Annotated in this window: 25 protein-coding genes; 10 read left to right on the top strand and 15 right to left on the bottom strand. The window is 68.8% G+C overall.

Features of this window, described 5'->3' with window-relative positions; all coding sequences use genetic code 11:
* Positions 1 to 216: 216 nt before the first annotated feature.
* Positions 217 to 1,632 (top strand): cytochrome ubiquinol oxidase subunit I, encoded by a 1,416-nt coding sequence (locus MFF24_RS13525; RefSeq protein ID WP_133089505.1) that lies wholly within the window; start codon positions 217 to 219, stop codon positions 1,630 to 1,632.
* A gap of 36 nt (positions 1,633 to 1,668) precedes the next feature.
* Here MFF24_RS13525 and MFF24_RS13520 read toward each other — a convergent pair whose 3' ends face one another.
* The 4 genes from MFF24_RS13520 to MFF24_RS13505 form a co-directional block, all read right to left on the bottom strand.
* Positions 1,669 to 2,367: a LuxR C-terminal-related transcriptional regulator gene (locus MFF24_RS13520; protein ID WP_133089504.1), complete on the bottom strand. Its 699-nt coding sequence runs from the start codon at positions 2,365 to 2,367 to the stop codon at positions 1,669 to 1,671.
* Between the two features lie 244 nt (positions 2,368 to 2,611).
* Positions 2,612 to 3,508, bottom strand: a complete 897-nt coding sequence (locus MFF24_RS13515; protein ID WP_133089503.1) for a GGDEF domain-containing response regulator — start codon at positions 3,506 to 3,508, stop codon at positions 2,612 to 2,614.
* A 112-nt stretch (positions 3,509 to 3,620) separates the two neighbouring features.
* On the bottom strand, positions 3,621 to 4,082 hold the full coding sequence (locus MFF24_RS13510; RefSeq protein WP_238224893.1) for a hypothetical protein: 462 nt from the start codon (positions 4,080 to 4,082) through the stop codon (positions 3,621 to 3,623).
* A 157-nt stretch (positions 4,083 to 4,239) separates the two neighbouring features.
* Positions 4,240 to 4,488, bottom strand: a complete 249-nt coding sequence (locus tag MFF24_RS13505) for a hypothetical protein (RefSeq protein ID WP_108939923.1) — start codon at positions 4,486 to 4,488, stop codon at positions 4,240 to 4,242.
* A gap of 440 nt (positions 4,489 to 4,928) precedes the next feature.
* Between MFF24_RS13505 and MFF24_RS13500 the strand changes: the two genes are divergently transcribed.
* A complete protein-coding gene (locus MFF24_RS13500; protein ID WP_238224892.1) occupies positions 4,929 to 5,765 on the top strand; it encodes an FTR1 family iron permease in 837 nt (278 codons plus the stop codon).
* A 91-nt stretch (positions 5,766 to 5,856) separates the two neighbouring features.
* On the opposite strand, the gene MFF24_RS13495 is transcribed toward MFF24_RS13500, so the two are convergent.
* From MFF24_RS13495 to MFF24_RS13475, 5 genes are all read right to left on the bottom strand, one after another.
* A complete protein-coding gene (locus MFF24_RS13495; protein ID WP_238224891.1) occupies positions 5,857 to 6,342 on the bottom strand; it encodes a macro domain-containing protein in 486 nt (161 codons plus the stop codon).
* Between the two features lie 9 nt (positions 6,343 to 6,351).
* Positions 6,352 to 6,825, bottom strand: coding sequence for an arsenate-mycothiol transferase ArsC (locus tag MFF24_RS13490; RefSeq protein WP_108939926.1), 474 nt, complete (start codon positions 6,823 to 6,825; stop codon positions 6,352 to 6,354).
* 288 nt (positions 6,826 to 7,113) lie between these two features.
* Positions 7,114 to 7,626 (bottom strand): UPF0262 family protein, encoded by a 513-nt coding sequence (locus MFF24_RS13485; RefSeq protein ID WP_108939927.1) that lies wholly within the window; start codon positions 7,624 to 7,626, stop codon positions 7,114 to 7,116.
* A gap of 136 nt (positions 7,627 to 7,762) precedes the next feature.
* Complete coding sequence (gene hisD, locus MFF24_RS13480; RefSeq protein ID WP_133089499.1) at positions 7,763 to 9,058, bottom strand: histidinol dehydrogenase; 1,296 nt, start codon at positions 9,056 to 9,058, stop codon at positions 7,763 to 7,765.
* Between the two features lie 31 nt (positions 9,059 to 9,089).
* Positions 9,090 to 9,545 carry a DUF2948 family protein gene (locus MFF24_RS13475; RefSeq protein ID WP_238224928.1) on the bottom strand — a complete coding sequence of 152 codons (456 nt, stop codon included), beginning with the start codon at positions 9,543 to 9,545 and terminating at the stop codon, positions 9,090 to 9,092.
* A gap of 257 nt (positions 9,546 to 9,802) precedes the next feature.
* Here MFF24_RS13475 and MFF24_RS13470 point away from each other — a divergent pair, with 257 nt between their 5' ends.
* Entirely contained in the window at positions 9,803 to 10,180 is a 378-nt protein-coding gene (locus MFF24_RS13470; RefSeq protein WP_238224889.1) for a hypothetical protein, read from the top strand.
* Between the two features lie 96 nt (positions 10,181 to 10,276).
* Here the strand turns inward: MFF24_RS13470 and murA are convergent, their stop codons facing one another.
* Together murA and MFF24_RS13460 are read right to left on the bottom strand one after the other, a co-directional pair.
* Positions 10,277 to 11,566, bottom strand: coding sequence for a UDP-N-acetylglucosamine 1-carboxyvinyltransferase (gene murA / locus MFF24_RS13465; RefSeq protein WP_238224888.1), 1,290 nt, complete (start codon positions 11,564 to 11,566; stop codon positions 10,277 to 10,279).
* Between the two features lie 193 nt (positions 11,567 to 11,759).
* A complete protein-coding gene (locus MFF24_RS13460) occupies positions 11,760 to 11,927 on the bottom strand; it encodes a hypothetical protein (protein WP_238224887.1) in 168 nt (55 codons plus the stop codon).
* Positions 11,928 to 12,546: 619 nt separating this feature from the next.
* Between MFF24_RS13460 and hemA the strand changes: the two genes are divergently transcribed.
* The 3 genes from hemA to MFF24_RS13445 are packed head-to-tail and all read left to right on the top strand — an operon-like array spanning position 12,547 to position 15,004.
* Positions 12,547 to 13,935, top strand: coding sequence for a 5-aminolevulinate synthase (gene hemA / locus MFF24_RS13455; protein ID WP_238224886.1), 1,389 nt, complete (start codon positions 12,547 to 12,549; stop codon positions 13,933 to 13,935).
* A 38-nt stretch (positions 13,936 to 13,973) separates the two neighbouring features.
* Positions 13,974 to 14,540 (top strand): hypothetical protein, encoded by a 567-nt coding sequence (locus MFF24_RS13450; RefSeq protein ID WP_238224885.1) that lies wholly within the window; start codon positions 13,974 to 13,976, stop codon positions 14,538 to 14,540.
* Entirely contained in the window at positions 14,537 to 15,004 is a 468-nt protein-coding gene (locus MFF24_RS13445) for a hypothetical protein (RefSeq protein ID WP_238224884.1), read from the top strand. Before MFF24_RS13450 ends, MFF24_RS13445 begins: the two co-directional genes overlap by 4 nt.
* Positions 15,005 to 15,116: 112 nt before the next feature.
* Here the strand turns inward: MFF24_RS13445 and MFF24_RS13440 are convergent, their stop codons facing one another.
* Entirely contained in the window at positions 15,117 to 15,671 is a 555-nt protein-coding gene (locus tag MFF24_RS13440) for a DUF2059 domain-containing protein (RefSeq protein ID WP_238224882.1), read from the bottom strand.
* A gap of 215 nt (positions 15,672 to 15,886) precedes the next feature.
* Between MFF24_RS13440 and MFF24_RS13435 the strand changes: the two genes are divergently transcribed.
* Positions 15,887 to 16,189: an alkylphosphonate utilization protein gene (locus tag MFF24_RS13435; RefSeq protein WP_133089494.1), complete on the top strand. Its 303-nt coding sequence runs from the start codon at positions 15,887 to 15,889 to the stop codon at positions 16,187 to 16,189.
* A 27-nt stretch (positions 16,190 to 16,216) separates the two neighbouring features.
* Here the strand turns inward: MFF24_RS13435 and MFF24_RS13430 are convergent, their stop codons facing one another.
* Positions 16,217 to 16,960 (bottom strand): MBL fold metallo-hydrolase, encoded by a 744-nt coding sequence (locus MFF24_RS13430; protein WP_238224881.1) that lies wholly within the window; start codon positions 16,958 to 16,960, stop codon positions 16,217 to 16,219.
* 387 nt (positions 16,961 to 17,347) lie between these two features.
* Here MFF24_RS13430 and MFF24_RS13425 point away from each other — a divergent pair, with 387 nt between their 5' ends.
* The 3 genes from MFF24_RS13425 (at position 17,348) to MFF24_RS13415 (ending at position 20,514) form a co-directional block, all read left to right on the top strand.
* Positions 17,348 to 18,499, top strand: coding sequence for a helix-turn-helix transcriptional regulator (locus MFF24_RS13425; RefSeq protein ID WP_238224880.1), 1,152 nt, complete (start codon positions 17,348 to 17,350; stop codon positions 18,497 to 18,499).
* 197 nt (positions 18,500 to 18,696) lie between these two features.
* On the top strand, positions 18,697 to 20,079 hold the full coding sequence (locus MFF24_RS13420) for a class II 3-deoxy-7-phosphoheptulonate synthase (protein WP_238224879.1): 1,383 nt from the start codon (positions 18,697 to 18,699) through the stop codon (positions 20,077 to 20,079).
* Between the two features lie 288 nt (positions 20,080 to 20,367).
* Positions 20,368 to 20,514: a hypothetical protein gene (locus tag MFF24_RS13415; RefSeq protein ID WP_238224878.1), complete on the top strand. Its 147-nt coding sequence runs from the start codon at positions 20,368 to 20,370 to the stop codon at positions 20,512 to 20,514.
* A 10-nt stretch (positions 20,515 to 20,524) separates the two neighbouring features.
* On the opposite strand, the gene MFF24_RS13410 is transcribed toward MFF24_RS13415, so the two are convergent.
* The gene (locus MFF24_RS13410; protein WP_108939940.1) at positions 20,525 to 20,863 is read right to left on the bottom strand and encodes a hypothetical protein; all 339 of its coding nucleotides are present in this window, start codon (positions 20,861 to 20,863) and stop codon (positions 20,525 to 20,527) included.
* Between the two features lie 81 nt (positions 20,864 to 20,944).
* On the bottom strand, positions 20,945 to 21,490 hold the full coding sequence (locus MFF24_RS13405; protein WP_108939941.1) for a hypothetical protein: 546 nt from the start codon (positions 21,488 to 21,490) through the stop codon (positions 20,945 to 20,947).
* Between the last annotated feature and the right edge of the window lie 79 nt (positions 21,491 to 21,569).

Raw genomic sequence — 21,569 nt, 5'->3', positions numbered from 1 at the left:
TCAGAGCCGAAAGTCGGGTGGGCCCGGAGGCCGCGCCGCCGCCGAGGGGGCTGTCGCCCACCCCGCCGCGACGCCGCAGCTCGTCGCAATCGCCCGCGGCGGCGAACCACCGTTCAGAAATCCGGTTGAGCAAGAGATCGCCGCGGCTCGCCGTGCCGCACGATCCCCGCCGCTGCGTTCGGATCGCGGCCGCTCGACGGTCAGGAAGGTGAAGCGATGGAACTCGACGCCCTGATGCTCTCGCGCATCCAGTTCGGCTTCACGATGGCCTTCCACATCATCTTCCCGGCTTTCACCATCGGCCTCGCCGCCTTCCTCGTGCGGCTGGAGGCGCAGTGGCTGTGGACGCGCAACCCGATGTACCGGGTGCTCTATCGCTTCTGGGTGAAGGCCTTCGCGGTCTCCTTCGGCCTCGGCGTCGTCTCAGGGATCGTGATGAGCTATCAGCTCGGCACGAACTGGTCCGTCTACTCCGATTTCACCGGCAACGTGCTGGGGCCCCTGATCCAGTACGAGGTCATCACCGCCTTCTTCCTGGAGGCGGGTTTCCTCGGGATCATGCTGTTCGGTTGGGACCGGGTCGGCGACCGGCTGCACTTCCTGTCGACCTGCATGGTCTCGCTCGGCACGCTGATCTCCGCCTTCTGGATCCTATCCGCCAATTCCTGGATGCAGACGCCGGCCGGCTTCACCATCGAGAACGGCCGGGCGGTCGCCACCGACTGGTGGCAGGTGATCTTCAATCCGAGCTTCCCGATCCGCTATGCGCACATGGTGCTCGGCTGCTTCCTCACGACGGCCTTCGCGGTGGCCGGCATGGCCGCCTGGATGATCCTGCGAGCCCGCAAGGAGCCGCCGGCGAAGGTGCAGGGGGCCCGGGTCTCGCTGTCGATGGCGATGTGGTTCGCGGTGATTTTCACGCCGATCCAGATCTTCGTCGGCGATTCGCATGGTCTTGCGGTGCTGAAGCACCAGCCGACCAAGCTCGCGGCGATCGAGGCGAACTGGGACCGGCAGGCCAACATGCCGCTGCTGCTGTTCGCGATCCCGAACATGGAGGCCGAGCGCAACGACTTCGAGATCGGTATCCCGAAGCTCGGCTCCTTCATCCTCACCCACGACTTCTCCGGCGTGGTGCCGGGCCTGAAGGATGTCACACCCGACAAGCGCCCGCCGGTCTGGCCGGTCTTCTATTCCTTCCGCATCATGGTCGCGATCGGCATGGCGATGCTGCTTTTAAGCCTGTGGAGCCTGTGGCTGCGACGCAAGGGGACGCTGTTCACCAACCGCGCCTTCCTCACCTGCGCCATGCTGATGACGCCCTCGGGCTTCGGCGCGGTGATCTTCGGCTGGTTCACCGCCGAGATCGGGCGGCAGCCCTACATCGTCTACGGCCTGCTCAAGACGGCGGACGCCCATTCCCCGCTCACCGCCCAGGCCGTGACGACCTCCCTCATCGCCTTCATCATCGCCTACGCGATCATCTTCGGCTTCGGCAGCTACTACCTCGCCAAGCTCCTGCGCAAAGGGCCGGAGCCGTTCGAGCCCTCGGTGCCGGGTGATCATGTCGGCCGCAAGCCCAAACGGCCGCTCTCGGCGCTGGACGAGCAGTTGGAGGCCCGCGCGACCTGACGCCTCCGGGAGGTGCCCGGCCCGGCGCGCGAGCTCTCAGACTCGGGCGGAGAGGGGCGTGTGCCGGGCCGGGCTGCGCGGCGTCTCGGCGTCGAGGACCGGGGCGAGGCCGAGCTGGCGGGCGAGCTTGACCAGATCCTTCAGGCGGCCGGTCTGCGTCTTGCGGCGCAGGTTCAGCCGGTGGGTCTCGACCGTACGCACGCTCAGGGAGAGCCGACGGGCGACCTCCTTGTTGCTGAAGCCGGCGCTGAGAAAGCGCAGAACCTCCGCCTCGCGCGGCGTGAGGCCGATGGCCGTGTCCTCGGCCGCGGAGCGGACGATGGCCGACGGCGCGGGCGACGCCCCGTTCGCGAGGGCAAGCACGCTGGCGCAGACCTCCTCGGCCGGTGTGCCCGCGCCGACGAAGGCGTCGGCTCCGGCCGCGATCAGCCGGTTCATCGCCGGAGCGTCGAGGGTCCGGAACACCGCCAGCACCCGCAGCCAGGGCCGGCCCTCGCGCAAGGTCGCGATCCGAACGCAGCCCGCTTCCGCGCGGGCACCATCCACCGGGACCAGCGCCACGGCCGGCACCGGACCGCCCTGGACGAGATCGTCCTCACCGATCGTGCGCAGGGCCGGCGCGTGCTCCAGCCCGGCCCGCAGCCGGTCGTCCAGCCCGGCGGCCTCATCGACGATCAACAACGCGACGGCCCTGCTGGCGGTGTGGCCGGCGGTATGACTGACGGCTTGACTCATGCCGCTCCCCTCTCGTCCCGCCGCAGAACGGTGCGGCTTGTGCGGAGAAAGAAGAACAAGAGTCGTTCCAGCAGCTTAGGGGCGATTCAGGCGCCAAAATGACCCCGCACGGAGCCGCCCGGCAGCCACTGTCCCGCTTCGAGACGAGCGGAGGCGGAAAGCGGAGGGAGATGGCCGAAAACAGGCCGTTTCCCCTTCGGCGCGGTGGCGGTCCCGCTGCGGCGCGCTCGGGACCGTCGCCGGGTCAGGCCGTCCGGGAGAGGATGAGGTCGGTCACCGCCGACACCACGCGATTGCGACCCGTGGTCTTGGCCTCGTACAGAGCGATATCCGCCCGTTTCAGAAGGCCATCGATGGTCTCGCCCTCGGACCATTCGCTGATGCCGAAGCTGCAGGTGAGGCGCACCGGGCCCTTGGGCGAACGGATACGCAGGTCGGAGGCCTTGAGGCGCAGGCGCGAAGCGATGGCCTCCGCCTCGGTGAGGCGCTGCCCGGGAAGCACCACCGCGAACTCCTCGCCGCCCAGACGCCCGGAAATGCCTTCCGACTCGAGCAGCCCGGCCACCGCCTTGATCGCCGCATCGCCGACATCGTGCCCATGCTCGTCGTTGATGCGCTTGAAGTGGTCGATGTCGAGGAGGACGGCGCAGAGATGTCCGAACGAGCCGGTCCGGTTGGCGGCTTCCCGCGTGCGGTGCAGGAAGGCGCGGCGGTTGAGCAGGCCGGTGAGCGGATCGGTCTCGGCGAGCCGGATTAGGTCGCCCTGAAGCGTCGTGAGGCGCTCGGCGGCCCGCAGGCGCGCCTGCAATTCCTCGGCGCCCGGCGGCTTGTCGATGAAATCGTCGGCGCCGCTGTCCAGCGCCTCGGCGAGGTTGCGGGCGTTGCGGGCGGAGGACATCGCGATGATCGAGAGCGGACGGCTCGACTCGGCCAGCAGGCGGGCCGACCAGCACAGCTCCAGCCCGCTCAGAGGCCGGACCTCCAGGCTGGTGATCAGGGCGCGGACCGCGGGATTGTCGGTGACGTAGGCGAGCGCCTCGGCGGAATCGGTGAACTGCGTCACGACATGTCCGCGCGGTTCGAGCATGCCCGCCACGATTCGCAGGACGACGCGGCTCGAATCCACGATGACGATATGCACGGCGCTACCCCCTTGAACGAGGGAGATTGTGCGCAAGACAAGTTAAGGGGCCGTCTAAAGCAGCGCTGCCACCCGCGTGGAGCCGGCGGGACCGAACGCCGCTCGACCGGGATTAGCGCGTGCGGGCCGGAACCCGGACCGAAACCACCCGAGCGACGCCGGCCTCGCCCTCGGATCGCGGGCCCGGATCGGTCCAGGTTCCCTTGGAGTCCTTCGTGAGGACGCGGGCACCCGGCCGCCGGATCGCAGGGCGGCTGCCGAGCGAGCCTTGTCGCTCGATCACGGTGAGCGTCGGGCGCGCGGCCGGGGCCTCCCGGATGCCGGCCACGGTGGGGACGCCGTAGGTGCCGTAGCCCCAGGCCGGCGGCACGATCCGGCTCGTGCTCGGAAGCCGGGTGAACGGCGCGCCGAGATAGGCGCCCTCGACCACCGGGCCGGCGAAGCGGTACCCGCCATCGCCGTATCCGTAGGCATAGCCATACGGGTCGGCGGAAGCCCCCGAAGCGGTGCCGAGCACAAGCAGGGTGGCCAGGCCGGCGGCGCGGACGAGAACGGGACGTAGGGTACGGCGCATGGATCGAGACTTCTCCGGTGGCGCAGTCCGAGGCGCGCGATTCACAACGCGATTCACGGTATGAAAGCGGCCGCACCCATGGTCGTTCCACCGGCCCCCGTCCCGCCAGCCGATGCAGAGTACTGAGGCGGCTGGCAGTTTCGCTGCGCGGACGCGATCAGCGGCAGATCGTGACGCGGCGGACGATCCAGCCTTCCCCCTCGATCCACAGGCGACGGCGCTGTTTGTTGCAGTTGGCGCTGTCCTCCTCGCTATCCGCGGCCACGGATGTCTGGGAGACCTGCGTGGCCTCCGCGATCTGCGTGGTGCTGCGGCTGGCGGCCGGCGCGGCGAGGGCCGGGGCCGCGGACAAGCCGATCAGGACGAGGCCGGCGAAGGCGGCCGCGGCGGAGGAGTTCGCGATCATGATATCCTGCCCGCGCGCCGTGGCGGGCGCGCTTCAACGGTTCAGTTGGTGCGGCCGGTGGTCCGCCTTGCAGGCGCCACGGCATCTTGCATCAACAATCCCCAACGTGGCCGTTGGGTTTCGCGCCAATTTCGGGAAAACGGCGAAAATTTGTCTACCATCCGCGGCAACGCCGCGGCGCTACGGCGCGATCTTGTCATCTCAGCCGGATGCTTGCGAAGACGGTGCAAAGAGTTGTACTGGCACGCGAGGCGAAAAACGCCGATTGGTCGCCGGGAAATGATCCGATCTTCTTGTTAGGAACGTTTCTAAGCTGCAATTTATATCAGAATACTGCGATAACGTGACAAGTATTGGCGGCGCTGGGTGGAATGGCGCCGCCGTCGAGGCAGACAATCCGCCGGGACGTGCGTCAAGCGGATCGAAACGGGAGCAATCGGATGGCGGACGGATCGACGTTCGTGCAGGCTTTCATCATCCTGTTCCGTGAGGGACTGGAAGCTCTGCTGGTGATCGCGGCGCTCGCCGCCTTCCTTCGCCGCGCGAATGCGGCGGAGCGGATCACACCGGTCTATATGGGTGCGCTTGCCGCCGTCGCCGCGAGCGCGGTCATGGCCTGGGTGTTCGCGACCTTCTACGACGGCAACCACAGCGACCTGTTCGAGGCCGGCGTCATGCTCGCGGCCGCGGCACTGCTGTTCTACATGAGCGGCTGGATGTTCGTCCGCCAGGACCCGAAGGCGTGGCAGGCCGATCTCAATCGGCTCGCCGAGCGGGCGCTGGGTGCGGGCACCGTTCTGTCGCTGGCGGGCATCGCCTTCCTCGCGGTGTTCCGCGAGGGCGCCGAGACGATCCTGTTCGTCCACGCCCTGGCCAAGACGGCTAACGGCTTCGACGCCTCGCTCCTGAGCGGGCTCGCCGCGGCGGCGGTGGCGCTGGTGGCGATGTTCGTGGCGATGCAGTGGCTGGCCCTGCGCCTGCCGCTGCGCCCGATGTTCATCGTGACCTCGGCCTTCCTGTTCTTCATGGGCCTGCGGATGGTCAGCGAGGCGTTCCAGGAGCTTCAGGAGCAGGCGCTGATCCCCTTCACCACCGACGGCGTGCCCGCCTTCGTGACCGATTGGGGCTTGAGCAACGGAAGCTGGGAGGCGCTCGGCACCCAGCTCGTGATCCTGGCCGTGGCCGTGGCCGCCGCCCTCGTCAGCCTCCTGCGCAAGGGAAGCAGCAAGGGAAGCAAAGCAGCCAGCGAGGGCCGGCCGGTCTCGGCTGCCTCCTGATCCCGCGAGCCGGCGCCCCTGTCCGAGGTGGGCGCCGGCCGCCGCAGCCGATCGAGGTGGCGCGTCGGGGAGTTGGTCGGGACACGGCGAGTCAGGGCTCGGGCCGTATCCCGTCGAACAGGTAGACGAAGGGCTCGAAGGCCCGTGCCTCCGCCTCGATGATCTGCGAAAGGATCGTCCACGATCCGCCCGCGAGCCCGGCGCCGATGAGCGGGAAAGCGACCGCCTCGAATCCGTCGCTGCGGGCGCGCGCATCGATGGCGCGCAGGACCGTCCGCACCGCTTCGTAATCGACGTAGACGCGTCCCTTCGCCCGCCCATGGTCGCGCTGCGTCACCGCGTTGACGATGAGGCGGCCGTCGGCGGCGCGGACCCAGGTCGCGCTTCCGAGCGGCAGGCCCGCCTGCCGGTCGTCCAGGCTCTCGAAGGCCGCGCGGTCGGCGCGAAAGGCCTCCGGGTAGAGTCGCTTGACCTGCAGCGCGAAGCCGGCGCCCATCTTGCCGAAGGCGTTGCAGCCGTGGACGAGGACGCGCTCCGGGTCGGCAAAGATGTCGCCCTCGACGTAACGGATTGTCATGCGACGCCCTTATCCCTTCAGCCGGGACTTGATCCGGTAGGTCAGGCCGTCGCGCACGTCGCGGTAGCCGTCGAGGCGCTGCTCGCGGGTGCCGTCCTGCATCAGGGTCGGGTCGGGCGTTGGCCAGTACTCGACATCCGCCGCGAGGGTATGGGTCAGTTCGAGCGCCCGGTGGTGGGCCTCCGGCGACAGGGTGATGATCAGGTCGAAGTTCAGCCCCTCCCAATCCTCGAGCTGCTCGATGGTGCGAGGCTTGTGGCGGGCGGCGTCGATGCCGATCTCGTCGAGCGCCGCGATCATGAACGGGTCGCTCGGCTCGCCCGAGCGCACGCCGGCCGACTGCACGTAGGTGGACTTGCCGAAATAGTGGCGCGCGATCGCCTCCGCCGCCAGCGAGCGCACCGCGTTGAAATTGCACATGAACAGGACGGATTGGACCCGCCGATTCTTCGGCCCGGTCCCGGGGATGGCGTCGTCCGTCATGCCCTGCCTGAGGGCATGGTCCCGAGGAGAGGGCGCCGGCCGGTCGGAAAAGTCGATGCAGACACCGTGCCCTCTCGCGAAGCGCCCCCGTCCCCTCGCGCCGATGCACCACGGATCGGGCGTTTCGTGACGTGCTCGTGCACACGCTGATATAGGACTGCCCCGGAATTCCCGAAAGCGCATCGTTTTGCCGGGCGCATCCCCGTCTCGGCAGGATTCTGCCGTGCCGCTCGGGGCGTCCTCGGCCTCATTCTGCTGACCGCTGCCGGCGGCGGGGCCGGGCTGACCTCAGCCCTTCCAGTGCAGGGCAAAGATCAGGGTGAACAGGCGGCGCGCGGTGTCGTGGTCGAGATCGACCTTGCCCTCCAGGCGCTGCCGCAGGAGTTCGGAGGCCTCGTTGTGCAGGCCGCGCCGGCCCATATCGATCGCCTCGATCTGCGTCGGCGAGGCGGTGCGGATCGCGCTGTAATAGCTCTCGCAGATCATCTCGTAGTCGCGGATGACCCGGCGGAACGGGGTGAGCGAGAGCAGGTGGGTCATCACCGGCTCGCCGGCCTCCGTCGTGATGGCGAAGGACAGCTTGTTCTCGACGAGGCCGAGGACCAGGGCGTAGGGGCCTTCGTCGCGATCGGGCAGGGTGAAGGCGTTGTCCTCGAGGATGTCGTAGATCGCGATGGCGCGCTCGTGCTCCTGGTCGGGATTGCCCCGGCCGATCGACGCCTCGTCGAAGCGCACCGATGCAAGCCGGTTCCTCGGCTTCTCCGGCGCCCCGTCTTCCCCCTGCTTCGGTTCGGCCTTCATCGCCGCCGCCTTCTCACGTCGGGACCCGAATCCGGGCGCCCTCTTGCCGTCACATGAGCCGCAAGCCCGCTCCGCAGGCAAGCGTTCCGGAAGGCGCGGCCCGAAAAGTGATCGTCCGCGCCCCGATCGGCTGATGTCAGAGATTGAGGCGGATCGCCACCGAGCGGGCGTGACCGTCGAGCCCCTCCGATTCGCCCAGAGCGATCGCGGCGGGGCCGAGCGCCCGCAGGGCCGCCGGATCGCAGCGCAGGATCGACGTGCGCTTCATGAAGTCGAGCACTCCGAGACCCGAGGAGAACCGTGCCGAGCGGGCGGTCGGCAGCACGTGGTTGGGGCCGCCGACATAATCGCCGATCGCCTCGGGCGTGTGCGAGCCGAGGAAGATCGCCCCGGCATTCCGGATTTTCAGCGCGAGTGCGTCGGCGTCCTGCGTCTCGATCTCGAGGTGCTCGGGCGCGATCGCGTCGACCAGCGGCACCGCCTCGTCGAAGTCTCTCACGCGGATGATCGCGCCGTAATCGCGCCAACTGGCACGGGCGATCTTTTCACGCGGCAGGGTCGTCAGCGCGCGTTCCACCGCCGCCTCAGCCGCCTCGGCCAACGCATCCGAATCGGTGATGAGCACGGACTGCGCCGCCTCGTCGTGCTCGGCCTGGGCCAGGAGGTCGGCGGCGATCCAGTCGGGGTTGGCGTGGTGATCGGCCAGAATCAGCACCTCGGAGGGGCCGGCGATCATGTCGATGCCGACCTGCCCGAACACCCGGCGCTTGGCCGCCGCCACCCAGGCATTGCCGGGGCCGACGATCTTGGCCACCGGCGAAATGCTCTCGGTGCCATAGGCCAGCGCTGCGACGGCCTGGGCGCCGCCGACGCGGTAGATCTCGGTGATCCCGGAGAGCTGCGCGGCGGCAAGCACCAGCGGGTTGAGCTGCCCTTCCGGGGTCGGCACCACCATGACGATGCGCGGCACGCCGGCCACGCGCGCCGGCACCGCGTTCATCAGCACCGAGGAGGGATAGCTCGCGGTGCCGCCGGGCACGTAGAGCCCGACCGATTCGAGCGCGGTCCAGCGCCAGCCGGCGGTGACGCCGAGGTCGTCGGTGGAGAGGTGGTCCTCGGGAACCTGGCGGCGGTGATAGGCTTCGATCCGCTCGGCGGCGAGCGCCAGGGCGGCGCGGGCCTCGGGCGGACAGGCAGCAACCGCCGCCTCCACCTCCTCGGGGGTGATGCGCAGGGCGGCGGCCGAGAAGTCCTGGCCGAGCCGGTCGAAGCGGCGAGTGTAATCGACGAGCGCCGCGTCGCCCCCGGAGACGACCCCGGCGATGATACCGCGCACGGTCTCATCCACGTCCTCCGAGATCTCGCGCTTGAGGCCGAGCAGGCGCTTGAAGGACGCCCCGAAATCGGGGTCGCGGCTGTCGAGGCGGATCATCGGATCATATCGGCGGTTCGGGGGAGGGGGGTCACGGGCGGTTCTCGACGAGGCTGCGCGCCGCCTCGTGGTCGGGGCGGCCATCGGCCTGCCAGACCGGGCCGAGATCCTTCAGGCGCACCTCGATGCATTCGAGTTCGAGGCGGATCGCGGCGCCGCCAGAAAAGACCAAGGTGGCAAAGCCGGAGGGGGCTTCTGTCTCCTCGAAGGTGATGGCCAGCAGGCTCAATGTCTCGCCCGAGGCCGCCCCCGGTGTGATGCCCCTGGCCTTCACCGACAGCACCCGCTCGAAATGCAGGCCCGCGAGCCGGCGCCGGGGCGGCTCGCCCGGAGGCACCGACCAGTCGAAGCGGCGCGCCGCCAGGGCGAAGCGGTGCTCGCCCGGCAGCCATGCGAGATCCTCCGCCCGCAGGATCGCGTCCTGCAGGTGGGCCGAGATGACGGCGAGATCCTCGACGTCGAGGGCGGCGAGCTTGAGAAGCTCCATCATTGACGCTCCGGGCTCCCCGACCGAACGCGCGGGAAGCGGATTTCGAGGCGTAGGTAGCGACGCGACCCGCCTGCGGCAACCGGCAGCCGGCTCGCGAGGGAGGATCCGATTCACCAGGCTCGGGTACGGTTACGCGAGGCCGAGGCTCTTTCGGGCTCATCGCGCGTTCATGAGCGCTAGGCTAAGGCCGAGCATGACCCAAGCATGACCTTGGTGAGACGGCCTGGGTGAGACAGCCGGAGGGGACGAGGACGATGAAGAGCGGAGTTCTGGCCATGGGGCGCACCTTGGGGGTCGTCCTGGCCCTCGGGTTCGTGGCGAGCCCGGCAAGCGCCCAGTATTATCGCGACGGCTACGACAGCCCGCGCCGCGACGACGGTTACGGCCGCCGCTACCGCGACGATGACGGGTACGGCCAGCGCCGCTACGGCGAGGATTACGGCCGTCGCCGCCGCTACGACGATGAGGACGACGGTCCGCGCTTCCGGGGTCCGCCGCGCGGCGGCCGTGGCGGCGGCAGCATCTGCGTGACCGCCCGCGGCAGTTGCCCGACGGCCTTCGCGCCGCCGAACGCGCCCTGCGCCTGCGACATCCCCGGTTTCGGCATCAAGCGCGGTGCCGTCGGGCGCTGATTTCTCGGGATTGTCGAACGGGTGCGGCCTGCACGATGCGGTGCAGGCCGTCTTCCATGCGAGGGCGGAGCCGACGGTCGGCTCCGCCGGATGCCTTCAGGCGCGGACGCGCTCGATCTGCGCGCCGCAGCGACCGAGCTTGGCTTCCAGGGCCTCGAAACCGCGGTCGAGATGGTAGACGCGGTTGATCTGCGTCTCGCCTTCCGCCGCGAGCGCGCCGATCACCAGCGAGACCGAGGCGCGCAGGTCGGTGGCCATCACCGGCGCGCCCTTCAGCCGCTCCACGCCCTCGACCACGGCGAGGTCGCCGTCCAGCCGGATCCGGGCGCCCAGGCGCGCCAGCTCCTGCACGTGCATGAAGCGGTTCTCGAAGATCGTCTCGCGGATGCGCGACTGGCCCTTGGCCAGCGTCATCAGCGCCATGAACTGAGCCTGGAGGTCGGTCGGGAAGCCGGGGAACGGATCGGTGGTGATGTCCGCCGGATTGATGCCGCCGCCGTTGCGGCGCACGCGGATGCCGTCGGGCAGGCTCGTGACCTCGGCGCCGGTGGCGGCCAGGGTGTCGAGAGCCGACGAGAGCAGGTCGGCCCGAGTGTTGACGAGGGAGACGTCGCCCCCGGTCATCGCCACCGCCATGGCGTAGGTGCCGGTCTCGATCCGGTCGGGCAGCACCTCGTGGCGGGCGCCGCCGAGCCGCGCGACGCCCTCGACGACGATGCGGGAGGTGCCGGCGCCCTCGATCCGCGCGCCCATCTTGGACAGGCACTCGGCAAGATCGACCACTTCCGGCTCGCGGGCGGCGTTGTCGATCACCGTGGTGCCGTAGGCGAGCGCCGCCGCCATCAGGGCGACGTGAGTGCCGCCGACCGTGACCTTGGGGAAGTCGATTTCGGCGCCGCGCAGGCCGTTCTTGGTCTTGGCGACCACGTAGCCGCCATCGATCTCGATCTCGGCACCGAGTTTTTCCAGCGCCATCAGCAGCAGGTCGACCGGGCGCGTGCCGATGGCGCAGCCGCCGGGCAGGGACACCTTGGCCTCGCCGAAGCGGGCGAGCAGGGGCGCGATGACCCAGAAGCTCGCCCGCATGGTCGAGACGAGTTCGTAGGGCGCGGTGGTGTCGATGACGTTCGAGGCGGTGAGCCGGACGGTCTGGCCGGTCTCGGCGGTCTGGCCGGGCCGCTTGCCGACGACCATGTGATCGACGCCGTGATTGCCGAGGATGCGCGTCAGCGCCGCGATGTCGGCGAGCCGCGGCACGTTGATGAGTTCCAGCGTCTCCCCGGTCAGAAGGCTCGCGATCATCAGCGGCAGGGCCGCGTTCTTGGCGCCCGAGATCGGGATCGTGCCGTTGAGCGGCGTGCCGCCCGTGATGTGGATGCGGTCCATAGGGTCCTCGGAGCCCCTCCGTTCCGGTCGCGGAGGTCGCCTTGCGTGCCGGGCGCAGGGGCGCCCCTCGTTCAGGGTGGAGGTATAGGCGGTATCCGGCAAAAAGAAGAAGCGTGGCCGTTCGGTTCCATCCTGCGCGCCGGGCATCGCTTCCGCGATCGGCGGTGCGATGCGGGGAATGCGGGAATGGCCGCTAATCCTTCCCGGCCGAACGCTCGTTCGTTGCAGGTTCGGAATCGGCCGCGGGGGCGGCATCGGGTGCGTCGTCGACTCGGCCTCGGGCCTGTGCCTTGCGGCGGCGCAGGTTGTCGCGCAGGGCCGCCTTCAGCCGTGCCGCGCGCTCCTCGTCCTTGGTGGCCATCTCGCGTTCCGAAACGATGCCGCCGCTGAAACCGGCTGTCGCACTGAGGCCGTATCGCGGTTTCACGACCTTCGCCAGCGCCGGTTCAGAGCCCATGGCTGCGCCGGCCTGCCAAGCCGAGCCGTGATTTGCCGAGCCGTGATTCGCGCCGCGACCCATCGTCACCGGCGGTCCCGCTGCGAAGGTGCGACCCGTCGTCCGCGAGGCTCCCGCGCGATGTCCTGAAGACGGTCTCGTCGGCGCGGTCCACAGGACGCTTCCTCGTCGAGCACGATGGTCGCATGCGGATACGGACAAGATCGCGAGGCTGTTCAAGCCGGTGTAAAGCCGGCGCAAAGCAGGAATGTCTCGAACTCACCTTGAACCAGTTCGAAAATACCTCCTATCTTGCGACCACAGCGGCGCCGGCGAGGGACTCGTCCCGGAACCAAGCGGGCGCCGCCGGTTGGACGATGAGGCGCGGCCAGCCCGTGTCGCTCCCTGGGGGCTGAACCCTGGGAGATCACCGCCCGGCTGCGAACGGTTCGGCAACGCTCTCTCAGGGCGGCACCCGAGCCCGAATTCTTTACCCGAGGCGTCCCGAGAAGAACGCCCGGCCAGCCGAAAGCGTCGAGGACGGATGCCCGTGAACCTGATGCCCGTGAACGCTGCCGACAGCGCCACCCTACCCGACGAGTCGATCGTGGGCGGCGATGGCGGCGTGGACGAGACCGGTGCAAGCAACGGCCGGGCCAGATTCGAAAGGCCGCCGGTCCGCCCCGCCGGTCCGCGCACGGATTACGACGGTCATTTCCGCGCGGCCCTCGATCGCCTGCACAGCGAGCGCCGCTACCGCGTCTTCGCCGATATCGAGCGCATCTCGGGCCGCTTTCCGCAGGCCACCTGGCGGCGCCCGGAGGGCGGCAACCGCGAGATCACCGTATGGTGCTCGAACGACTATCTCGGCATGGGCCAGCACCCGGAGGTGGTCGGCGCCCTGACCCAGACCGCCGCCCGCTGCGGTGTCGGCGCCGGTGGCACCCGCAACATCGCCGGCAACAATTCGCCGCTGGTCGATCTGGAGCGTGAGCTCGCCGACCTGCATGGCAAGGAGGCGGGTCTCGTCTTCACCTCCGGCTACGTCTCGAACCAGGCCGGCATCTCGACGATCGCCAAGCTGATCCCGAACTGCCTGATCCTGTCGGATGCCTTCAACCACAATTCGATGATCGAGGGCGTGCGCCATTCCGGCTGCGAGAAGCGCGTCTTCCGCCACAACGATCTCGAACATCTCGAGCAATTGCTCGCCGAGGCCGGTGACCGGCCCAAGCTGATCGCCTTCGAGTCGGTCTATTCGATGGACGGCGACGTGGCGCCGATCGCGGCAATCTGCGACCTCGCCGACGCCTACGGTGCCATGACCTATCTCGACGAGGTTCACGCGGTCGGCCTCTACGGCGAGCGCGGCGCCGGCATCGCCGAGCGCGACGGCGTGATGCACCGGGTCGACGTGATCGAGGGCACGCTGGCCAAGGGCTTCGGCTGCGTCGGCGGCTACATCACCGGTTCGACGACGCTGTGCGACGCGGTCCGCAGCCACGCGGCTGGCTTCATCTTCACCACCGCCCTGCCGCCGGCCGTGGCCGCGGCGGCGCGGGCCTCGGTGCGCTACCTCAAGCGCTCGAAGCTGGAGCGCGAGGCGCATCAGCGCCAGGCAGCCCGCACCAAGGCGGCCCTGGAGTCGGCCGGTCTGCCGGTGCTGCGCACCGAGACCCACATCGTGCCGCTGATGGTGGGCGACGCCGAGCTGTGCAAGGCGGCGGCCGACCACCTGCTGGAGCGTCACGGCATCTACATCCAGCCGATCAACTACCCCACCGTCCCGCGCGGCACCGAGCGGCTGCGCATCACGCCCTCGCCCTTCCACGACGACGAACGCATCGGCGCGCTGACCGCGGCGCTGGTCGAGACCTGGGACACGCTGGACCTGCCGCGGGCCGGGACGGTGTTCGCCGCGGCCGCGGAGTAGTCTTTTCCTGCGGGGGGCAGCACCGCTACACTGCCTGCATGGTCCCGGCCTTCGACCGCACCCGCCTCCTCCTGGCCCTCGAACGGCTCGGCGCGGATTTGTCCGCGCGCGGGCTGTTCGTGGAAATGGCCGTCTATGGCGGTGGGGCGCTGATGCTGCAATTCGCGTGGCGGCGCGGCACCGATGATCTTGATGCCGTGGTGCGCGAAGGCTTCGACGAGGCGGCGCTAGCGCCCTCGGTTGGGCGAGTGGCGGAAGAACTCGGATTGCCGCCCGACTGGCTCAACAACGCGGTCGGCATGTTCACGCCGCTCGACGAGGATCCGGCGTGGTTCACCGCCACCGGCCTTTACCCGGCTGACGGGACGCCGGGCCTGCGCACGGTGCTCGCCACGCCGCGCTACCTCCTCGCCATGAAGCTGCACGCTCTACAGAATCTTGGCCGTGGCGACCGCGACCTGAGCGATGCACGGCAGCTGGCCCTTCAACTCGGCATCCGTGACGAGGTGGCGCTGCACGACCTGTACGTTTCCGTCTACGACGAGGTGCCGCCGGACGAGGCGAGCCTGCGCTTCCGGTCGGTGCTTCAGGATCGACCGCGATGAGGCCCGCTTCCCTGCGCGAGGTCGTCGAGCGGGCGCGCGAGGACGGCGACTGGGACCACCATCTCCAGAATTTCCTCGACGCCTTCTACGCACGCGACGGCGAGACGGCGGCGCAGGCCGCGATGATCGCCGAGGATCCGGGCTTTCTCGGGCAGGCCCGGCCCGACGCCTTCCTCGGCGGGGTCGGCGAGCATCTCGCCCGGCGCTGGCGGCTGCCGTTCATCCCGGCCTGGGTGCGGCACGAGGCGCGCTATCTCGATACGGCGATGTTCGTGCCCGGCGAGCGCAACCTGCGCAGTTACCTGGTCTGCGTCAGCCCGGTCTCGTTCCGCCCGCGCCTGATCTTCACGGGGCCGGAGCCGCTTCAGCGCGCCCGCTTCCCCTATCATCGCGGCGTGGTCCGGATGCCCCTGACGTTTCCGCAGGGGCCCGAGGCCGCGGCCCTGTTCGAGCGAGATCGGTGATCCGGTCTCCGCTTGATCGGAGCGGGGAGCGGATCAGCCAGCCCGCGCGGCGCTCGAGCGATGACCAAATCTGCCATCCCGAGGGGATCGACCGGATTTGGTAGGCGCGGTCTCAGCGCCGCTTGATCTCGTTCGACCAGCCATGCGCCGCGGCGGCCTTTTCGACCTTCTCCTTGAGTTGCGGCATCAGCGTGCCCATCCATTGCTGCATTCCCGTCAGCATGGCTTGGCTCAACTGCGGCTGCGCCTTGACGAGGTTCTTGCCCGCAGGCGTGGCGTAGAAGGCGGCGACCGCCTTCAGATCCTCTTTCGAGAGGACGGCGGCGAAGCTTAGGGCCTGGACCGCGAGCAGGTCGTCGTAATGCTCGGAGAGCGTGGGCAGGACGACCTCGTCCACCATCACCTGTGCCTTCTTCGGGTCCGTCACGCCCATCTGCTGCATGACGCCGGTCATCGGCGCCTTCATCGCCGCGAGCACCGCGGCGCGGTCGCCCTGCGCTGCGGCCACGACCTCGCGCGCCGCGGCCAGACGCTCCGGATCGGCGGTGACCGTCGGTGCAGCCGGCTTGGCCAGCGCCTGTGCCAGGGCGGGAACCGCGCCCGTGACGAGGGCCGGCGCGCAGAGCAGGCCGAGGCCGAGAAGTCCGGAGAGCATCTCCTGGCGCATGGTCGGTGTTTCTCCAGTCGAGGGCATGGGGCGAGCTACTTTACCCGAGCGGGATGACGCGCGGGCAACAGTGGATCGGAGCGGTTCCTGGCGCACCCGGCGCCGGCTCTCGGAACGGTAGTCGGTTCACAGCCATGCACGCAACGCGCTTGTCGGCCTGCTCGAGGCATCGCTATGGCCGCGGGCACGGCGGCGTGTCCGCCAGGAGCCAGACGATGCCGGATACGGACGACACGTATATCTACGACGAAGCGCTCGGCGAATGGCGCCCCGCCGGCGCGGCGGCGGCCGAGACGCCGGCCAGGGCCCCTGTCCGCGACGCCGCGGGCAACATCCTGGCCGACGGCGACGCGGTCACCCTGATCAAGGACCTCAAGGTCAAGGGCGCGAACCAGACCCTGAAGCAGGGCACCGTCATCCGCTCGATCCGTCTCACGGACGATCCGGAGGAGATCGATTGCCGCCACGACAGCATCAAGGGCCTCGTCCTGCGCACGGAATTCGTGCGCAAGCGCTGACCGCGAGCCGCGGATGGGGGAGCGCGGTCAAAGCGTGACGACGAGCCCGTCCTCCGCCGCGATGTACCCGTCGGGCGGATGAGCGATCATCTCCGGGCTCATGTGGGTCAGCATCAGCCGCTTCGGGCCGATTTCGGGCAGGCGCCGCTTCAGCGTCGCCCAGTCGAGGTGGAACTTCACCGGCCGCTCCACGGTGTAGCCCTCGGCGATCATCAGGTCGGACCCGCGGCCCACGGCGACGATCTCGTCCACCCACTCGGTGTCGCCGGTATAGCTGACGACCTTGCCCGCCGCCTCGATTCGCAGGGCGTGCGCGGGGGCGCCGGAGGGGTGGCGCATGGTGAAGGCGGTGGCCCGCACGCCTCCCATCTCGACCGGGCGCTCGGCCTCCATCTCGACGACGCCGACGGAGAACCGGCGCTCGGCCGTGCTGGAGCCGGGAAACAACACCTCCATCGCCGCCGGAAGGCGCGCTGCCGTGCCCGGCGGCCCAACCACGGTCAACGGATCGGTGCGCCCGCTGACGAGCTGCCCGTCGAGGATCAGCCAGGGCAGGCCGCCGAAATGGTCGCCGTGGAGATGCGTCAGGAACACCGTGCGGATGCGGTTCGGCTCGACGCCGAAACGCCGGATCGCGATCAGCGTGGAGGCGCCGCAATCGATGAGGAAGACGCCGGTGTCCGGTGCGTCCGATGCATCGACGTGGAAGCAGGTATTGAAGCGCCCGCCCGAGCCGAACGCGTCCCCACAGCCGAGAACCTGAAGCCGCATGGATCTCTCCTCTGACTGACGGGGAGATCTCGGTCGTGGGAAGCGTGCGGCAATCGTCCGGCTCCGGCATTTTTTCCGTCAGGTCCGCGGGATCCCTGATGAAGCCGACAGGCATGGGTTGGCATCTCACAGGCGCGGCATGCCGAAATCTGACTTACGTCAGGCGTGAGAGGCTGCTGTCAAAACGGGAGCTGCCGGTGCCGTTTTCGTGGCTCGCGTTTCGAAACGGCTGCTGGATTTCGGTTATGAGCGAACACGTTCCAGTTCTCTTAGGTGGAGAAACGCGAAGAAATCAGTGTATTATCGGGCTGGATACGATATTCGTTGGTTAACAAGGGCGTCGACGTCACGGCCTATGGCTGCGGACGTCCCATTTTTTCCCGATTCATGACGATCCATTCTCGCCCCCTTCCCTCCGCAATCCGCTCAGCCTCGATCGAGCCGTCCGTCACGCTTTCGGACGAGGGCGCAGCCCTGATCGACCGGATCTACGAGGCGGCCGCCCTGCCCGAGTTGTGGCGTGAGGTTCTGATCGAGCTCGCTCGTTTCGCCGGAGCGCCCGAGGCGGTGATGATCGTCTCGACCGGGACGCACTACCGCGACTTCGTGACGACCTCGGTCGAATTCGACGCCCTGGTGGCCGAACATCTGCATTTCCCCGGCAATGTCCGCACGGAGCGGCTTCTGGCGTTGCGCCATCCCGGCTTTCTCAACGACCTCGACGTCGTGACGGAGGAGGAGATCGCGACGTTGCCGCTCTATCAGGACTTCCTGATCCCGCGGGGTTACGGCGCGGGCACCGCGACGACCGTGATGGTGCCGAGCGGCGACAGCGTGATCGTGCATTGCGAGCGCGCTCGCGCCGAGGGCGATTTCGGCCCCCAGGTGCTGTCCGCCCTCAACGGCCTGCGCCCCCATCTCGCGCGGGCCGCCCTGCTCTCCGCACGCCTGGAAATGGAAAGGGTGACCACCACGACCCAGACGCTCGAAGCGCTCGGCTTGCCTGCCGCCGTGCTCGGAAGCGGCGGGCGGGTCATCGGGGCCAATCCGTCCCTGGTGGCGATGATGCCCCACACTCTCAGTGACCAGCCCTCGCGACTCGCTGTGGTTGATCCGGCCGCCGACCGGTTGCTGCGCGAGGCGGTGGCGCGGTCGGGCCAGGCGGGCGACATGCCGGTGCGCTCGATTCCGATCGCCGCCAGCGGTGAGCGCCCGCCGGTGATCCTCCACCTCGTGCCGATCCGCGGCGCGGCGCACGACGTCTTCGTCCGGGCGCGCTTCGTGCTGATCGCCACGCCCGTCGTGGCCCAGGACGTGCCGAGCGCGGATGTGGTCCAGGGTCTGTTCGACCTCACACCGGCGGAAGCCCGGCTCGCGGCCCTGATCGCCGCGGGCGACGCGCCGGTGCCGGCCGCCGCCAAGCTCGGGATCACTCCCAGCACCGCCCGTTCGGTGCTCAAACGCATCTTCCAGAAGACCGGCGTGTCGCGCCAAGCCGAACTTGTCGGCCTGCTCGCCGGGCGGGGATTGAGGGAGTAGCGAGTCGTTCCGAGAAGTGGCCGCCGGCCTTCGGAACAAGACGATGCGAAAACAAGGGGCGAGAGGATGTGCGGGCCGATACTCTGCTATCGAGTCGGCAAACTCGCAACTTCGAAAAAACCGCTCTATAAGCCCGGCTTCGCGCGAGGCGGGAGGGCCCGCGCGCATCACCCGATCGGGTGAGCGGAGAGAAGATCATGGCCGAGCGGTGGACCCCGAAAACCTGGCGCAACCTGCCGATCCAGCAGGTCCCGTACTATCCGGACGCGGGCGCTCTTCAGGCCGTCGAGGCGCAGCTCGCGAGCTTTCCGCCGCTGGTCTTTGCCGGTGAGGCGCGCAAGCTGAAGGCCGCCTTGGCGCGCGTCGGCGCGGGCGAGGCCTTCCTGCTCCAGGGCGGCGACTGCGCCGAGAGCTTCGACGAGCACTCGGCCGACAACATCCGCGATTTCTTCCGCGTCTTCCTGCAGATGGCGATGGTGCTCACCTTCGCGGGCGGCTCGCCCGTGGTGAAGGTCGGCCGCATCGCCGGGCAGTTCGCCAAGCCGCGCTCCTCGCCGACCGAGACGCTCGACGGCGTGTCGCTGCCGAGCTACCGCGGCGACATCATCAACGGTCTGACCTTCAACGAGGACGCGCGGATCCCCGATCCGAAGCGCCAGCTCGAAGCCTACCGGCAGTCGGCGGCGACGCTGAACCTGCTGCGTGCCTTCGCCACCGGCGGCTACGCCAACCTCGAGAACGCGCATCGCTGGATGCTCGGCTTCGTGAAGGACAGCCCGCAATCCTCGCGCTACCGGGATGTGGCTGAGCGGATGTCGGACGCGCTCGACTTCATGCGCGCCATCGGCATCAACCCGGAGACGCATCAGGAGGTCCGCACCACGGACTTCTACACCAGCCACGAGGCGCTGCTTCTCGGCTACGAGGAGTCGCTGACCCGCGTCGATTCGACGAGCGGCGACTGGTACGCCACCTCCGGCCACATGCTCTGGATCGGCGACCGCACCCGCCAGCCGGACCACGCCCACGTGGAATATGCCCGCGGCATCAAGAACCCGATCGGCCTCAAATGCGGGCCCTCGACCACGGCCGAGGGGCTGATCCGGCTGATCGATCTCCTCAATCCGGAGAACGAGGCCGGGCGCCTCAGCCTGATCTGCCGCTTCGGCGCGGATAAGGTCGGCGACCATCTGCCGAACCTGATCCGCACGGTGCAGCGCGAGGGCCGCAACGTCGTGTGGGTCTGCGACCCGATGCACGGCAACACCGTCGCGGCGGGCCGCTACAAGACCCGGCCGTTCGAGCGGGTGATGCAGGAGATCGAGGGCTTCTTCGGCGTGCACCGCGCGGAAGGGACGATCGCCGGCGGCATCCATCTGGAGATGACCGGCAAGGACGTGACCGAGTGCACCGGCGGCGCCCGCGCGCTGACGGCCGACGACCTGCAGGACCGCTACCACACCTACTGCGACCCGCGCCTCAACGCGGAGCAGGCGTTGGAGGTGGCCTTCCTGACCGCCGAACTGGTGAAGCGCGAGCGCGCCGAGATCGAGCGTCCGCGCCTCGACGCGGCGGAGTAGCCTCAAGGCGATCGACCCTGAACAGGAGGGGGGCGGGCGCGATCGTGCAGGATCGCGCCCGCCCTTTTTCGTAGGCGCGCATTCTTCTGCAGCGGGCCCCGCTCCACCGCGACGCGGAGCCGACAAAAGAATCGGCGAAGCACCACATCGGCGGGCGTCAAGAATGTTTCTCGCGCCCAGGCTTGGTTATCATCCTCTTAAGCGATCGGCTTCGGAGGCGGCATGGCGGTATCGGCAACCAGGAAGCGTTCTCGGATTCGCAGTCTCTGGCCGGGCTGGAATCCCGGCGTGCCGTCCACAGTTCTGTCCCCGCTGGAACGGCGGCCGGTCGAGATGCATCCGATCGACTCCGAGACGCGCCCGCCGCGCAGCTTCACCGCCAACGAACTCATCGCCATGGCCCGCGCCGCCCGCGCCCGCCGTCTCGATCCGTAAGGAAAGGGTGTCAGTTCCGGCGCGATTCGGTGACGGTGAAGAGCGCCGTGAAATCCGGGTTCTCGACGACCCGGTCCTGATCCGCCAGTTGATAGAGACCCGGCTCCCCCACCTCGATCGCGTCGAGCAGGGGGGCGACCGTGAAGGGCTCACCCTCGTCTCCGGTCCGGATGACGATGCCGGTTCGGGCATCCACGGTCTCGACGATCCCGAAAACCTGACGCCGGCCGAGCAAGGCGCCCTCGGGGTCGACATAGGTCAGGCCGACGAGGAGGGTTGATCCGATCAGATCGTCGGCGAGATCCTGATCCCAGTCTTCGTCGCACTCACCGCCATCGATGGCGTCCATCGCTCCCAGCCGCGCTCGAATCCTCGCCTCATTCGCGGCGATTCCGTCGATGATTGCGCGCTCCTCGGCTGTCGGCAAGGATTATTGAACCAGCGCCAGACGGCCTCGCGCCTCGGAGGTTCCGGTGCGGATCGGCGGCTCGCTGTGGCCGGCGAAGAAGTCCTCGACCATCTCGCGCAGGATCTCGGCGAGATCGCCGCCGCGATCCGCCTCGACATGCACGTCGTTGCCGACCGAGCGGCCCAGCGTCGGCGCGGCATTGCTGGCCAGGGTGAGGAGCCGCTCGTTGTACTCCGCCCCCAGCCCGGTCACCGCGATGAAGTTGCGTCCGCCCAGCACGGGCCCGTACTTCACGGTAATCCGATGCTCCTGATCGGCGCCGTTGTGCAGCGTCGCCGTGAAGCCGACGAAGTCGTCGCGGTCCACCTCGGGCACGGGACAATCGATGCGGCCGTGCTCAATCCCGTCCTCCTCCAGCACCTCGGCCATCAGATGCAGCGCCTCGGTGATCGGAGCCAGCGCCCGGGTGCCGTCCTGCAGGAGCTTGGCGCGGATGCGATGCTTCTGCGCGTCGGCCGCACGCAAGCGTGCCCGGAAACGATTCTTGATGTCGAAGGGGTTTGTCATGGATCGGTCCCCGCTCGAATGTTCGGTGCCCGTTTGATCGACTCGGAAGTTAGGAAGACAATCAATAAGCGTCAAGCTG

It is taken from the genome of Methylorubrum aminovorans (assembly GCF_022179725.1).
GTDB lineage: Bacteria > Pseudomonadota > Alphaproteobacteria > Rhizobiales > Beijerinckiaceae > Methylobacterium > Methylobacterium aminovorans.
Note: the sequence above shows the minus strand (reverse complement) of the source record. Positions and strands in the feature narration are given on the sequence as shown.